At 56.4% G+C, this 15132-nt stretch carries 15 protein-coding genes; 10 read left to right on the top strand and 5 right to left on the bottom strand.

Annotated elements, in window-relative coordinates; all coding sequences use genetic code 11:
• Window positions 1-191: 191 nt before the first annotated feature.
• Complete coding sequence (trpB, locus tag K0P03_RS20785; RefSeq protein ID WP_272790543.1) at window positions 192-1418, top strand: tryptophan synthase subunit beta; 1227 nt, start codon at window positions 192-194, stop codon at window positions 1416-1418.
• Here the strand turns inward: trpB and K0P03_RS20780 are convergent.
• Both K0P03_RS20780 and K0P03_RS20775 read right to left on the bottom strand, forming a co-directional pair.
• Entirely contained in the window at window positions 1330-3921 is a 2592-nt protein-coding gene (locus tag K0P03_RS20780) for a YbcC family protein (RefSeq protein WP_130521379.1), read from the bottom strand. The two genes, trpB and K0P03_RS20780, sit on opposite strands and share 89 nt — an antisense overlap.
• Window positions 3922-3925: 4 nt before the next feature.
• On the bottom strand, window positions 3926-5509 hold the full coding sequence (locus tag K0P03_RS20775) for a proton-conducting transporter transmembrane domain-containing protein (protein WP_130521381.1): 1584 nt from the start codon (window positions 5507-5509) through the stop codon (window positions 3926-3928).
• Window positions 5510-5626: 117 nt separating this feature from the next.
• Here K0P03_RS20775 and K0P03_RS20770 point away from each other — a divergent pair, with 117 nt between their 5' ends.
• From K0P03_RS20770 to tnpC, 9 genes are all read left to right on the top strand, one after another.
• Window positions 5627-6544, top strand: coding sequence for a LysR family transcriptional regulator (locus K0P03_RS20770; protein WP_130521385.1), 918 nt, complete (start codon window positions 5627-5629; stop codon window positions 6542-6544).
• A 73-nt stretch (window positions 6545-6617) separates the two neighbouring features.
• Window positions 6618-7526: a DUF6671 family protein gene (locus tag K0P03_RS20765; protein ID WP_272790542.1), complete on the top strand. Its 909-nt coding sequence runs from the start codon at window positions 6618-6620 to the stop codon at window positions 7524-7526.
• Between the two features lie 302 nt (window positions 7527-7828).
• The gene (locus K0P03_RS20760) at window positions 7829-8299 is read left to right on the top strand and encodes a fasciclin domain-containing protein (RefSeq protein WP_130521327.1); all 471 of its coding nucleotides are present in this window, start codon (window positions 7829-7831) and stop codon (window positions 8297-8299) included.
• A gap of 7 nt (window positions 8300-8306) precedes the next feature.
• Window positions 8307-8552, top strand: coding sequence for a hypothetical protein (locus K0P03_RS20755; RefSeq protein ID WP_229545361.1), 246 nt, complete (start codon window positions 8307-8309; stop codon window positions 8550-8552).
• Window positions 8553-8844: 292 nt separating this feature from the next.
• A protein-coding gene (locus tag K0P03_RS20750) for an IS5 family transposase (protein WP_443020527.1) occupies window positions 8845-9599 on the top strand; the annotation gives its coding sequence in 2 pieces (ribosomal slippage) (window positions 8845-9186 and window positions 9189-9599; 753 coding nt in all).
• A 74-nt stretch (window positions 9600-9673) separates the two neighbouring features.
• Window positions 9674-10201, top strand: coding sequence for a lipocalin family protein (locus K0P03_RS20745; RefSeq protein WP_272790541.1), 528 nt, complete (start codon window positions 9674-9676; stop codon window positions 10199-10201).
• Window positions 10202-10497: 296 nt separating this feature from the next.
• Window positions 10498-10908, top strand: a complete 411-nt coding sequence (tnpA, locus tag K0P03_RS20740; protein ID WP_037407864.1) for an IS66-like element accessory protein TnpA — start codon at window positions 10498-10500, stop codon at window positions 10906-10908.
• Window positions 10905-11252: an IS66 family insertion sequence element accessory protein TnpB gene (tnpB, locus tag K0P03_RS20735; RefSeq protein ID WP_272790540.1), complete on the top strand. Its 348-nt coding sequence runs from the start codon at window positions 10905-10907 to the stop codon at window positions 11250-11252. The genes tnpA and tnpB overlap by 4 nt, the downstream gene beginning before the upstream one ends.
• Before the next feature lie 45 nt (window positions 11253-11297).
• Window positions 11298-12953: an IS66 family transposase gene (gene tnpC / locus K0P03_RS20730; protein ID WP_272790539.1), complete on the top strand. Its 1656-nt coding sequence runs from the start codon at window positions 11298-11300 to the stop codon at window positions 12951-12953.
• On the opposite strand, the gene K0P03_RS20725 is transcribed toward tnpC, so the two are convergent.
• From K0P03_RS20725 to K0P03_RS20715, 3 genes are all read right to left on the bottom strand, one after another.
• Window positions 12886-13380 carry a hypothetical protein gene (locus K0P03_RS20725; RefSeq protein ID WP_272790538.1) on the bottom strand — a complete coding sequence of 165 codons (495 nt, stop codon included), beginning with the start codon at window positions 13378-13380 and terminating at the stop codon, window positions 12886-12888. The genes tnpC and K0P03_RS20725 overlap by 68 nt on opposite strands.
• An 84-nt stretch (window positions 13381-13464) precedes the next feature.
• Entirely contained in the window at window positions 13465-14352 is an 888-nt protein-coding gene (locus K0P03_RS20720; RefSeq protein WP_272790537.1) for a cryptochrome/photolyase family protein, read from the bottom strand.
• 47 nt (window positions 14353-14399) lie between these two features.
• Entirely contained in the window at window positions 14400-15107 is a 708-nt protein-coding gene (locus K0P03_RS20715) for an SDR family NAD(P)-dependent oxidoreductase (RefSeq protein ID WP_245462427.1), read from the bottom strand.
• Window positions 15108-15132 lie beyond the last annotated feature (25 nt).

Genomic DNA, 15132 nt, shown 5'->3' with positions numbered 1-15132 from the left:
AGCCACCGGGCGGGCAGAAATAGCCCGCAGGCAACCGCGAAAATAAGGCGGTTCCAACTGCACTCACATTTTACAAACAATCCGAAGTCGTGCTCAGAGACTCAAAGCGATTGGCTTCGACGCTTATTTCTCCGGATTTGCGATCCACATGGCGCGTTGAATCGTAAGATGGTTCGATTGGAGAAATTGACATGGAAACATATAAAGCCCGAATGCCGGACGTGGATGGTTTCTTCGGTACATTCGGCGGACGGTTCGTAGCCGAGACGCTGATGCCTCTCCTCCTGGAGCTGGATGCAAAATGGCAGGAAGCTAAAGCGGATTCGTCCTTCTGGGCGCGCTTTGAGCTGTTGTGTCGACACTACGTTGGTCGGCCAAGCCCTTTGTATCTGGCGGAGCGCTTGTCTGCCTCGATAGGTGGTGCGCGTATTTATTTAAAGCGCGACGAACTCAACCACACTGGCTCCCATAAGATAAACAACTGCGTCGGGCAAATCTTAATGGCGCTCCGAATGGGAAAGAAACGCATCATTGCTGAAACCGGCGCAGGACAGCATGGCGTTGCAACTGCAACAGTTGCAGCACGGTTCGGTCTCAAATGTGTAATTTACATGGGATCAAAGGACATAGAGCGGCAGGCGCCAAATGTATTCAGGATGCGCCTTCTTGGGGCCGAAGTTCATGCAGTGACTTCGGGGAACGGAACCCTGAAGGACGCTATGAACGAAGCGCTTCGCGATTGGGTTTCGAACATAGATGACACGTATTATCTCATCGGGACCGTCGCTGGCCCCCATCCGTATCCCGAAATGGTTCGGTCTCTCCAGGCTGTCATCGGCCATGAAGTGCGACGGCAAATAGTTGAATATGAGGGAAGACTTCCGGATCTTCTGGTGGCAGCTGTAGGTGGAGGCTCCAATTCAATCGGACTGTTTCATGCCTTCCTTGATGACTCAGAAGTATCGATGCTTGGCGTGGAAGCCGGCGGCCGTGGTATAGAGAGCGGAGATCACTGCGCATCGTTGTCAATGGGCCAGCCTGGCGTTTTACATGGAAATAGAACCTACCTTCTGCAAAATGACGACGGGCAAATTAGAGAGGGTCATTCAATTTCGGCAGGGCTTGATTATCCCGGCGTTGGTCCAGAGCACGCCTGGTTGAAAGAAACTGGCAGAGTTTCATATACCTCGGCCACAGACACCGAGGCGCTGAGCGCGTTCCGGCTTCTTGCGGTGGAGGAAGGCATAATTCCAGCTCTCGAGCCGTCGCACGCATTGGCTGCTACGCTAAAGATTGCTCCTCTCATGCCAAAGGAGGCCATTGTCATCCTCAATCTCTGCGGCCGTGGTGACAAGGATATTTTCGCGGTTTCGGAATTCTTCGATGCGGACGCAAAGCGAGTGATGGAGCCGGGCTAACTGGGACATGAACAGTAGATGAGGTGTTCTCGCATCCAGTACCCGCCACCAATGGAGAGCACCTCATCATATTTCTTAAGTCCCTTTTCGTATCGCACGCGCGGGGCGCCATGGTATTGTTCCCAATGTGCTGACACGGTTCCCAGATCAAGCCGTTAGCGTAGCGCCACGCCATGTGACCTTTCTCGTCAAGAGCAAAGAGATTTAGCCAGCCGTTATCGAACAGTGCGCGAACCTGGGTATGTTGCGTCAAGATCGCGGTGATCGCATCCCTCGGAGCTTCCACGGCAACCGTCAGCCGTAGAGGCTCGTGAATGAAACCTTCTCCATCATGCACAGATTGCCAAGGAAGGCCCGCACGTAAATTGCCCCCGTTGCCTTCGACGACTCCGATGCCGCCAACGACATTGTGGAGCAACTTGTTGCCAGCCCCGAAGAGAGCCGGCGCGACCGACGAACCAAAGTATTGCAGACTAATCCAGCTCGCGACAACAACAGGTGCGGTCAGGATGAGCTCAAGAATTTTATAGTCCTCATCCTTGCGCCAGACGTAATCATGGAGAAAGACCTGTCCATCCAAGGACCGACCGGAGGTTCGGAAACGCGGTGCAGCGATGAAAGCTCGGCAGCCAGCAAGTCCTAACTCGGGCCAAACTTCCGCCCAGTCCTGACTACGCGTGATCACGTTGTCTGCCGTCGCTCGTGGCAGGCGTTTCGACCGTTCGGCTCGTGCTAACAGTCCGGCATCGGCGAGCCAATGACGAATGCGAACGATGTCCCCGCGTGCAATGCCATCTCCGAGATCATAATCGAATAGAGTTACAGTGTCAGTCGTCGTGTCGTGCAGCGCACCAAGGAAAATGGTGTTAGAAGGAATGTTGATCCCTTTCATAGATAGCTTCTCACGCACTGGCTGCTCGTTTAGCAGGCTCGCCAGCAAACGCGCGTTGACGTCACCTGCATACCCGCCACAAGCTCCGCAATGTAGTGCGCTAGCGTAGGGATTATTGACCACGTTTGCACCATGGCCAACAACAAGTACGCAGCGCCCAAAGCCCTCCGTAAGCGACATGGCCTCCAACACCATCTCGGCCATACTTGCCCGCGTAGTCAAATCGAGGCTTGGGCTAAAGTGCGGCTTGGCGACGTCTGCCCGCTTACTTTTGCCGAAACCGAGACCATCGCGCACGAGTTTACCAGCATAAACCGGCCCCATCGCCTCAACGAAGGCAAATGAGGAGACCGCCGCGAGCTTGAATCGACCCCAGGCACGCGTTGCGCGCGCGCTTAGCCGTGCCCCCGCATCGGTGTCTCCTTTTTGATCCACGGCGCTACAAGTGAAAACGGAAGGGTTCAGGAGAACTGGCAGACGTTGTTCGGGAACGTCGGACGCGAAATCCTTATGACTTATACCGAGACCGAAGAAACCGGCAAAGCCTATCGTGCGGATTCCTGGATCCAAGCTTTCGAGGGATCGCCGGAAAACCTCAGAACGCACGTCGATGCAGAATGCCGCCTGCAGCACCGGCTGCACTTCAGTTACATTGGCGGGCTTTGGTTCGGCAAGTGTACAGGCGAGCTTACGTTGGCCTGAGCGCTCGGCAGCTGACAAGAGAATGCCGTCGATCGCCGTGTCGAATTCTACCGAGACTGGCGCCCTATGGGTCCGCCGCACCTTTACCCATTCCGTATCGATGGCCGACCTGTGGCAAATGTAGAGCGCCTCTTCGAAGATCAGCCGCACAGCGAGCAATTCAAGCACGGTCGTATCATCCCTGCCCTCCAACTCTGCCTTGAATTGGATGTGTCGTGCCAACTGGACCCATCCGCCAAGCGTCAGCAGAAGCTGATGAAAATAAGTACCGGGCTCGGCGCCGAGACCAAGCGTAACGGATGCTCGTTCGATGGCTGCTTGTGGGGTTTCGGGCGCGTCGGTGACATAGAAGCAAAAGTTCTTTAGACCGTGGATTTCCGTCGTCAAATCGTGGGTAGCAAATTCCCGCCAAGCGGCATAGAGACCATTGCGACGGGATGCAGCCCAAAGGGCCTGCCCTTCATCGAAGAAGCCGGACGCGAAAGAACCGATGCGGTCATAAACTAGTGAGGGCCAATCCGTGCCCGTGGCTTGTGCCGCGAGTTCTGAAATAGTTGGCAAAGGCGCAAGATGCTGCGGCTCAGCGGCAGCGGCAATCTTAAGTTCACGCAAGTCTATTCGATTAAAAAGTACACTCGCGTCAAGGGCGGCGATGAGATCTTCGTCCGCGATCTCACCATTGGCAATCTTGGCCGAATAGTGCTTACGGGGTAGTGCGAGCCGTATGCCGCCAATCCGAGCGAGCCGCGCTGCCGTCTGATCGAAGCGATCGTTTACCTGCCCGAGAAAGGGATTGACGGCTACGGACGTTGTCAGCGGCCAGGCCGGTGGAACAGCCCCTACCGCCTCCTTTGCTGCTCGCACCAGTGCTTCGCCATACAAGGTTTCGACTTTACCTACATCGGCCATGGATTCACTCCTTTACGAATTCAGACGTCGGTGACACCGATCGTGTAATAGTCCAGCCGCCGAGCAGACGGTCGAAGAGCGCATTCACATAGAGGCCATTGGTAAGATGAACCCTGAAGCCGGCCGCTGCCGGATGATAGGCCCATAGCGGGAACAGAGACTGAGCCAACGCCACCAAGCCAAAGGTGGCGACAGCGAGCAACATAAGCGTCCATTCGAGTGGGCCGGGCTGCGGTGCTGTCGGCAACGTGCCGTTCAGCAGATCATCTGATATCCACTGCAGGGCGAAGTAGGCTGTGGCTGCCGCTATCGAATAAAGGGTCGTCCGCCACGTCAGCGCTCGTGGTGCGGCATCTGCTAGACCTTGAGCAATGAGATAAGCTACCCCGAATATGAGAATCGCGCCCAGAGCCATCGCCTGCGGCGGTTTGTCCACGATTCCAAAGATCACCCCAAACACAGCGTAAATAAATAAGGCCAAAAGGAAAGCGCGACCGACCGCGCCTATGTTTGGAATTGTAACCGGGCCTGGACGCCGGATGGCAGAGACCGTTTCGACGGCGCAGCCACAAGAAAGAAAAGCGTGTGCTTTATAGAGGGAGTGAGCGATGATGTGGAGAAGTGCGATGGGGAAAAGCGCAAGGCCGCATTGCAAGATCATGAAACCCATCTGCGCCACAGTAGACCAAGCCAGTGAAGTCTTCACCGCAGATTGCGTAAGCATGACCAGGCTGCCGAAAAGCGCTGTGAACCCACCCACGATGACCAATATGGCCAGCACCAATGGAGCGTGCAACATAACGTCGGCAAGCCGTATGAGCAGAAAGCCTCCGGCGTTTACAACGCCGGCATGCAGCAGGGCGGAAACCGGCGTTGGCGTCTCCATGACTTCGGTCAGCCAGCCATGGGTCGGAAACTGCGCTGACTTGAGGAGGGCCGAGATCGCCAGAAAGGCTGCGGCAGCACTCGTCAGCGGCGTGCCATCCCCGCCACGCGCGATGGCAAGGATCGTCGCGATATCGCCTGTCTTAAAATCAATCGACAAGAGGACCGCAGCGCAAATAAGGGCCGCGTCGCCAGTGCGTGAGATGATGAATTTCTTGCGCGCGGCACGCTGCGCCGCGGGGCGTTGCGGATAAAAAAGCAGAAGTTTGTGGAGCAGCAGACTAGATGTGATCCACCCCATGACAAGTTGCAAAAACGTGCCTGCTTGAACCATCAAGAGGACGGCAGCGATGGTCGCAGCCATCCACCCTGTGAAGGCGCCCTGGCGCCGTTCTCCGTCCAGGAAATTGCCAGCATAACGCAGCACTATCCAGCCAATGAATGAGACGAGCAACAGCATCAGGACACTGACCAGATCGAGGCGCGAGGAGAATGCAAAGTAATCGTACCCGATTGCCAGACCTGTTACAGGTCCATTCAAGGCGAGCACGATGCCCGACAGGATTGCAACGACAATCGAGGCAAGAGCCGTTAATTCAGCTATGCGCACGGCCAGACGAGGCCGAAGGCTGGACGCCGTAAAACAATAGAAGGAAGCACCCGCAAGGATCAGCGGCGCTATTAAGGGAAGACTCGTGATCATAAAGGTCTCCATGCACATTCGACACTTGGCAAAGCGTCGATACGAGGCGTTGTTATCACCCGGCTAGAGATGGAAAAAATTCATTGTTTTCACGAAATCGTTCTATAAATTGGAATGATGTCAGAGTTGAACTATCATCACCTTCGCTACTTTCGTGCCGTCGCACACGATGGAAATTTAACGCGTACGGCTGAACGGCTGAACCTCTCTCAGTCGGCTCTTTCCACACAGATAAAGCAGCTGGAAGGGCGCTTGGGCCATGCCCTTTTCGAGCGCCGCGGACGGCAGTTATTTCTAACAGAAGCGGGGCGTATCGCGCTCGATCATGCGGACGCGATCTTCGCCTCAGGTCAGGAACTCGTCGAGACGTTGAAGGAAACCGGCAGGACCCGCCGTGCGATCCGGATAGGCTCGCTCGCGACACTCTCTCGCAATTTCCAGATTGAGTTCTTGCGGCCGATCCTCGGGCGCCCAGACGTCGATATGATACTGCGCTCGGGTAGTACAAGCGAATTGCTTGGCGCGCTTGAGGCACTGAGCCTTGACATCGTATTGCTGAATCAAGCCCCAATGACGGATTCCGTCACACCATTTGTCACCCAGCAAATCTATCAACAGCGAGTGAGCTTAGTGGGCAAAATGCCTTACAGTAAATCTCGTGCTAGCCTTGTGGATCTCCTCACCGACCACCCCGTCGTTCTTCCGTCGCTCGAAAGTGGGGTTCGCTCGCAATTTGACGCTCTCGTAGCACGACTTGGAATCACACCTCAGATTGCTGCAGAAGTGGACGATATGGCGATGATGCGCGTCCTCGCTCTGGAAGGAGCCGGTCTTGCCGTTCTTCCTCCTATCGTTGTCAAGGGTGAACTGGAGACCGGCAAGCTCATCGAGTACGACGCCCTTCCGGGCATGGTCGAGACATTTTACGCCATAACCGTGAAACGTCGTTTCCCAAATCCGCTCGTATCATTTCTGCTAAAACCCTTCAAAGCCGCAGCGACTACAGAAAACCCATTCATTAAAAAGAATGAATAGATCGAAACAATGAATTTTTAGAGCTCCAGTTCGCGCGCTATGGAGAATAGTGCGATCGTTTGGAGCAGCTGAAATGAATATTTCTGATCTATCTCGCAAACAATGCACGCTCGTCCACGCAGAATCCAGGGATTCGAGCCTTTCGTCATCAATTTACTCCAAGTTACCAAGGCAGGTTGCGCTTGGAACCATGCACGGAAAGGAGGCAGCGCTTTCGCCCTCCTTTGCCGATATAGATGTTCATCTGGCGGTTCCTCGCGATCTCAACACGGATAGCTTCGGAACCTTCACCAGCGAAGTGAAGCGAGCGGGCACCATACTCGACGCCGCTCGAGCAAAAGCAAAAGCGGCGGCCGCGTTAAGCGGCCTGCCGATCGGCATCGCAAGTGAAGGCTCCTACAGTCCACACCCATTCATTCCGCTCGGTCGGGAGCTTATCTTATGGCTCGATATCCGATCCGGGGTCGAGATCGTCGATATGATCATCGATGAGTCTCCGAATTTTGCCCATATTGACGTGGAAGACGTCAACGAAGCGGACAAATTTTTGAACGCGATTGAGTATCCTCAGTATGCTTTAATCGTGAGTGTCGTCGGCACAGACGTGGTGACCGCAAAGGGCATAAGAGATGCTGCGGCTTTGAGCGAGGCGGTCAGAACAGCCGTTACACAATCACCCTGCAGCTTGGCGCGCATCCAGACAGACATGCGAGCGCACATGAACCCTCGACGCATGTCCGTCATTGCCAAGCTAGGCAAGCGCTTTGTCAAACGCCTAATGACCGCCTGTCCCCAGTGCGACCATCCCGGGTGGGGCTGGGTTGGAACAGCGGCGGGGCTATGCTGCAGCGAATGTAATTCGCAAACGCAATTGCCGTCTCATGATGTTATGGGTTGCGCCGCTTGCGGCAATGAGCAGTTAGTTGAAAGGTCAAATGGCGAGCGCGCTTCCCCGACATTCTGCTCAGTATGCAACCCGTAATACCACTTAAAGATTTTGACCGATGGTCGCATCATGCCCGAAACTGCTTCAGCACACCGCGAACGTTAAACAGCGCATATTGTGCTTCTCTACGCCGCGAGCACGAGGCGGTACGATGGCCACGGCGCGTCTTCAGGCCTACGAAAGTTGTCGCACCGGACTGTTCCCGTACTTCCCGTCAGAAAGAGTATTGGAATTTCTGGACCCAAGCCATCTTCACTGATCCGATTTCTATAAGTGCTCGTAGATGAAGGTGTTCAAAAACCGCGTATGGCACGCGACAGAGACGGAAGGAACGCATAATGAAGAGACTTTTTCTTGCATCCACACTCGCCCTTTCCTCCGCAGCGTATAGCGCTCACGCAGCTGACATTGTCGACACCGCGCAGGCAAATGGTCAATTCAAGACCCTTGTGGCAGCGGTAACAGCAGCAGGCCTTGCCGACACCCTTAAAGGCGCCGGTCCTTTCACTGTTTTTGCACCGACTGACGATGCCTTTGCGGCTCTCCCGGCTGGAACCGTGGAGGACCTTCTGAAGCCGGAAAACAAGGACAAGCTATCCAAAATTCTCACCTACCATGTTGTTTCCGGCAAGGTGATGTCAAAAGACCTCAAAGACGACATGAAGGCAGCCACCGTTAACGGCGCTGACCTTTCCGTTGATCTGGACAATGGCGTTACTGTCAACGAGGCAAAAGTCGTGAATGCGGACGTAGCAGCCGACAATGGCGTTATTCACGTGATTGACAAGGTCCTCATGCCCCCGATGTGAGGTAGTAATGGCGCCTCGCATTTTAGGTACTAAATCTGCTTACGCGGGGCGCCACCATTTACATTGCATTTTCAACTTAAATAAAACGGCTCCTGTAAATATCGCTCGAGAAGGCCTGCAAAAAACTACAGGTATGGAAGCAAACAGAAACCGTTATAAAGTGTCGGAGTCTAAAATGGCCGGCGAAATCAAACCAAACATTATCTATGATGTTGTTGGAAAAGGAGTATTCGTCGAATTCAACGGCCGATAGCACTACCTTGAGGGCCCGTTTCCAAACAAGAAGAAAGCGGAAGAAGCCGTGATGCTATTTTGCAGATCAGCAGGTTGGCTTTCGGTTTCGGAAGATCGCGAGAGACAAGATCATTAATGATCCTAGGAAAAAATATTCCCTTATTGTTCGTAAATATTTTCGAATTTACGGCGTTAATTCTTTATGTTTTTTATCTAATTTATTATAAGGACTACATTAGGGTCCGGACCCAATAATTAGCTTTCCTTGAGCGCTGGGGCATGATTCATTGCCGCGACGAAAGGGCGGTGAGATGTCTGATTTCTTTTGGTTTTCCGATGCGCAGTGGGAACGGATCGAACCGCTCCTGCCAACGGATGTGCGGGGCAAGCCGCGCGTGGACGATCGTCGCGTGTTGAGCGGAATCGTCCACGCGCTGCGATGCGGTGGACGCTGGGCGGACTGCGCCGACGTCTATGGACCGAAGAAGACGCTCTACAATCGCTTCGTTCGCTGGTCCGAGCGCGGCATCTGGGAAGGCATCTTCAGCGCACTCGCCGGAGCCGAGGATGCGCCGGACAGATTGTTCATCGATAGTAGCTGCATCAAGGTCCACCGCTGCGCAGGCGGCGGAAAAGGGGGGCCATGGCTCATGGTATCGGCCGCACGAAAGGCGGACGGAACACCAAGCTCCATGCCGTCTGCGACGCGAAAGGTCGCCCTCACGTCCTGCTCCTGACGCCCGGCAACGTCCATGACTGCAAGGTGGCGAGGCTGTGTATCGAAGCCCTGCCGCCCACCGCGCAGCTCGTCGCGGACAAGGGCTATGACAGCCAGGCTCTGCGCGAGTGGCTCGACGAGCGCGGTACCGAGGCTGTGATCCCGCCACGTCGAAATCGCAAGGTCCAGTACGAGTACGACCGCGCCGTTTACAAGCAGCGCAACGTCATCGAGCGTATGTTCTGCCGTCTCAAGGACTGGCGTCGCCTCGCCACCCGCTTCGATCGCAACATCAAAAACTTCATGGGTGCCGTCGCTCTCGCCGCAGCCGTCATCTGGTGGCTCTAGTGAGTCCGGACCCTAATATAATACCTGAAGCTTAGTGCGCCACGGAGATCATAACCTACACTAGGGAGAACTTCATGAAACACCTCACGCTCGCGGTCGGCACCGCTCTGTTGGCAGCGTTCCTGTCAGGTGGTGGTGGGGCTGCATACGCTGCCCCCAAGGTCGTCAAAGTCGGGCTGGATCACTACCGCGGCACTTGGCTAGAGATCGGTCGCACACCCATGCTCCTGACGGACGGATGCGTCGCGGGTTACTCGACCTACCGACAAGGTAAAGCACCGAACGAGGTCTTGGTTGAGGATGGTTGCCGAATGGAGACGCCGGACGGCCGTCTCAAGACAGTTCGCGGAAACGGCAAGATCCAAGACTTTGGATCGACGAATGCGAAGATGCGCGTTCGCTACCCGTTGCTGATCACGTTCAACTACTGGGTGCTCTACAAATCACCTGACAAATCCTGGTTCATCAGCGCCAATCCATCCATGACGGACCTTTGGATCTATGCCCGTGCCGTCCCCTCCAAGACGAAGCTCGAGCGTATGATAAGTAAAGCGAGCGAACTCGGATATAACGTGCGCAAGCTAGAGTTTCCGCCTCAGTGAGACGTACCGAATGAATCGCTGAAGGATGTCGCCTTTTCAAACCCGTTCACCATCGTCCAGCTTCTTCAGAAACGTGGATGCGCTGTTCCGATACGCCTTCCTTGTTTCAGGGCGCATACGATCCCAAGAGGAGTAAATCTGGGCGAGACGATGGTTTGTGGAGAGGCTATCAGCGTTTCGAACGATGAAATCCCAATACAGGGCATTGAACGGACAGGGTAAGCCCACGGTGAGGGCCGCCTTGTGAGGTGACGCTGAACATCGGAAGTCCTAGTGCAAACACTAGGGATAGTCCTATGACGAAGCATCCGATTGAAGTGATCACGTCTGTTGAGCGCCGTCGACGCTGGTCTCGCGAGGAGAAGGAGCAGTTGGTCGCTGCCTGTCTTGAACCTGATGCGGTGATCTCAGAGATTGCCCGCGCGGCCGGCATCCATGTCAGCCAGCTCTTCCGTTGGCGCAAGGAGCTTTGCCAGGTCGATGGGCCGTCGGCAGGAGCGGCAAGCATGTTGGTGCCGGTAATCGTGTCTGAGACCGCTTCGGCAGGCTCGCCCGCTATACCGGAGCCACCCGCACCATCCCATCCCCGACGCAAGCGCAGCGATGTAACGATCGAACTTGGTCGTGGCCGACGCGTCCGCGTGGATAGCGACATCGATACCGAAGCGCTTGGCCGTATTCTCGACTGTGTGCTGGGACTGCGATGATCCCGGTCCCTACAGGTGTAAAGGTCTGGCTGGCGACAGGCCATACCGACATGCGCAAAGGTTTTCCGGGTCTGTCGTTGATGGTGCAGGAGGCGCTGAAGGGTGACCCGATGTGCGGGCACCTGTTCGTATTCCGCGGCCGCGGTGGTGGCCTGATCAAGGTGATCTGGCATGACGGCCAGGGAGCTTGCCTGTTCACGAAAAAGCTTGAGCGTGGACGCTTCATCTGGCCATCGGCAGCCGATGGCACGGTGGTAATCACGCCTGCGCAGCTCGGTTATCTGTTGGAAGGCATCGACTGGCGAATGCCGCAAAAGACCTGGCGGCCGACGTCCGCCGGGTGAGCGAAAGCACTGGAATGGCGGGGTCGAATATGATTCCATCCTGTCATGAGCGATGCGACCGAAGAGCTTCCGGACGACCTTGCCAGTGCGCTTGCACTGCTGGCCCAGGAACGCGCTCGACGTGTTGCAGCCGAAGCAGAAGCGGCGACCGCCAAGGCTGAAGCCGCCAGCGCAAAGGCACTCGTGTCGCATTCCGAGGCGCTGATCGCGCGGCTGAAGCTGGAGATCGACAAGGTTCGCCGTGAACTTTACGGCAGCCGGTCCGAGCGCAAGGCGCGGCTCCTTGAGCAGATGGAGCTGCAGCTCGAAGAGCTCGAAGCGGACGCCGGTGAAGATGAACTGGCTGCGGAGATCGCAGCCAAAGCTTCAGCCGTCAAAGCCTTCGAGCACAAGCGGCCATCACGCAAACCGTTTCCCGAACATCTGCCGCGCGAACGCGTCGTCATCGCCGCCCCGACGGCTTGCCCTTGCTGCGGCTCGGCCAAGCTGTCGAAGCTCGGCGAGGACATTACCGAGACCCTGGAGGTCATTCCGCGTCAGTGGAAGGTCATCCAGACGGTGCGGGAGAAGTTCACCTGCCGCGAGTGCGAGAAGATTGCGCAGCCGCCGGCCCCCTTCCATGTGACGCCCCGCGGCTTTGCCGGGCCGAACCTGCTGGCGATGATCCTCTTCGAGAAGTTCGCTCAGCACCAGCCGCTCAATCGCCAGAGCGAACGCTATGCCCGCGAGGGCGTCAACCTCAGCTTGTCGACGCTGGCCGACCAGGTTGGTGCTTGTGCCGCGGCGTTGAAGCCCATCCATTCGCTGATCGAGGCGCATGTTCTGGCGGCCGAGCGGCTGCATGGCGACGACACCACCGTGCCGATCCTGGCGAAGGGAAAGACCGATACGGGCCGCATCTGGACCTATGTCCGGGATGACCGGCCGTTCGGAGGGCTATCACCGCCGGCGGCACTCTACTATGCATCGCGAGACCGGCGGCAGGAGCATCCGGAACGCCATCTGAAGACCTTCACCGGCATTCTGCAGGCGGATGCCTATGGCGGTTACAATCCGCTGTTCAAGGTAGACCGCGATCCCGGTTCCTTGACGCAAGCACTGTGCTGGGCGCACGCGAGGCGCAAGTTCTTCGTGCTCGCCGACATTGCGGCAAACGCCAAACGTGGAAGGAACGCCGCGCCGATCTCGCCCATGGCCCTGGAAGCGATCAAACGGATCGATGGTCTGTTCGACATCGAACGGGAGATCAACGGGCTTGCCGCCGACCAGCGCCTGGAGCGCCGGCGCAAGGACAGCCAGCCACTCGTCGAAAAGCTGCACGGCTGGCTCCAAACCGAGCGGGCAAAGCTATCGCGCAGTTCTCCCGTCGCAGAGGCGATTGACTACATGCTCAAGCGTTGGGATGGCTTCACGTCATTCCTCGAGGATGGCAGGATTTGCCTGACGAACAATGCGGCCGAGCGAGCCCTGCGAGGCTTCGCGCTCGGCAGGAAGTCCTGGCTCTTCGCCGGATCGGACCGTGGTGCTGACCGTGCCGCGTTCATGGCGACACTGCTCATGACCGCCAAGCTCAACGACATCGATCCGCAGGCATGGCTTGCCGACGTTCTCGCCCGCATCGCCGACACGCCGATCACCAGGCTGGAGCAATTGCTTCCGTGGAACTGGCAGCAAGACACGCTGAACGCTCAAGCGGCATAACCCGCGGCCTCCACCGGAGGATTACCGGACAGGCGTCCTTCCCGCTCTTCTTCGAAACGTCGTATCGGCATCCGCCGCAGTAGTTTGACATACGTGCGATGTAGGCGCCGCTCGCGGCATAGGGCTTGGACGACATGAAGCCGCCGTCGGCAAACTGACTCATGCCAATGACGTTGGGCAATTCCACCCATTCGAACGCGTCGGCATAGACGGCCAGATACCATTCGTGGACAGCATAGGGGTCCAGGCCCGACAGCATCGAGAAGTTTCCAACGACCATCAGGCGCTGGATGTGATGCGCATAGGCGTGTTTCATCGTCTGCTTAATGACGGATGAAACACAGGCCATGTCCGTTTCGCCGGTCCAGAAAAAATCCGGAAGGGGTCGTTTGGCATCGAAAATGTTGCTCTTCTCGTAGCCCGGCATCTTCAGCCAATAGATGCCGCGGATGTATTCGCGCCAACCGATGATTTGTCGAATAAACCCCTCGACGGAATTGAGCGGCGCGTGTCACTCCCGATAGGCACGTTCGGCCATCCGACATATCTCTAAAGGATCCAGCAAGCCGATATTGATATAGAAGGACAAGAGCGCGTGGTTGAGGAATGGTTCCTCTTTCAGCATTGCGTCTTGCGTTTTGCCGAAATCGGGAAGGAAGTCTCGAACGAAGGCATCCGCCGCTTTTTGTGCATCGGAGCGGGTCACGGCAAAGGAGAACTGGGCCGTCGACCCCATATTACGCGGAAACGTGCGCTCGACGAGGTCGAGGACATCCCGTGTCACCGCGTCCGGCGGAAAGCGTGGATGCGTTGGACGGAAAAGGTCTGCCTGGGCGGGCTTGCGATTGTCTGCGTCAAAGTTCCACCGTCCGCCTTCCGGATCCTTTCCATTCATGAGGAGACCGGTGCGGCGGCGCATGTCGCGGTAAAAATATTCCATCGTCAGCGCGCGGCGGCTTTGTGTCCATGTCTGAAAGTCCTGTTTGGACACCAGAAACCGGGTGTCTGGGCGAATTTCCACTGGCAAGCCAAACGCAGATTTCCAAGGTTTCATGGCTTGAAGAGCGCGCCATTCGGACGCTTCGGTTACGATTATGCGCTTTGGCGATATTGCCGCGACCGTGCGGTCGAGTTCTCCGGTGAACGAACCCGTGTTGTCTAGATCGTCCAGATGGACATATCGGACGTCGAAGCCTTTTTCGCGAAGCTCGATGGCGAAATGCCGCATGGCCGAGAAGATCAGCGCCATCTTCAATTTGTGATGATGTGCATAGGTGGCTTCCTCGATCACCTCGCACATCAAGATGATGTCCCGCCCGGGATCGGCAGCTTCAAGGCTCGAAAGCGACCACGTCAGCTGATCGCCGAGTATGAATATGAGATTGCGGACAGTGCTCATGGGAGGCGACTTTGCAAACCGTGTGGATATGGAGCACCAATCTACGGCTACCAGGCGATGGCGGTTCCGTCATAGGCGAAGAACCCGCCCGTACGGTCCGGCGTCAGACCGTCGAGCATCTCCAGGATGCGGCGCGCTGCATCATTGGGCTCGAAACGCTTGTGCCCCGACGCGAATGGCGCGGACAGGTCTGTTTTAACGGTGCCCGGATGCACGGTGACGAGCAAGGATGAGGGGTTCGTCCGGCTCACTTCAATCGCGGCGGTGTGAACGATCTGATTGAGAGCGGCCTTGGACGAACGGTAGGAAATCCATCCTCCGAGCGCATTATCACCAATAGAGCCCACGCGCGCCGACAAAACTGCAAAGATCACGCGCTTTCGTCGCGCGAGCAACGGAACGAAATGCTTGAGTATCAAGGCAGGTCCTATGGCATTGAGCGCAAATTGCGCCATCATTAAGTGCTGTGAAATTTGACGAAGCGACTTCTCTGGTCCGAGCCCATTGATGGTCAGTGCGCCTGTAGCACAGACGATAAGATCGAATGCCTCCGACTTCATCCTGTCGGCGGCGCGCAGCACAGAATATTCGTCCGTAACATCGAAAGCGTCATCTCTACGCGAAAGGCATTCGACCTTGCCGCAGCCGGCATCCATCTCCAACTGCCAGCGAAACGCCTGACCTATTCCGCCGCTCGCCCCAAGGACCAAGGCGGAGTACCCGTGAGATAATGATCGCATCAGCGTTTCGGTCATTTCACGCTCTTTAGGTTGCAACAGT

This window comes from Shinella sp. HY16 (genome assembly GCF_028534175.1).
Classification (GTDB): domain Bacteria; phylum Pseudomonadota; class Alphaproteobacteria; order Rhizobiales; family Rhizobiaceae; genus Shinella.
Note: the sequence above shows the minus strand (reverse complement) of the source record. Positions and strands in the feature narration are given on the sequence as shown.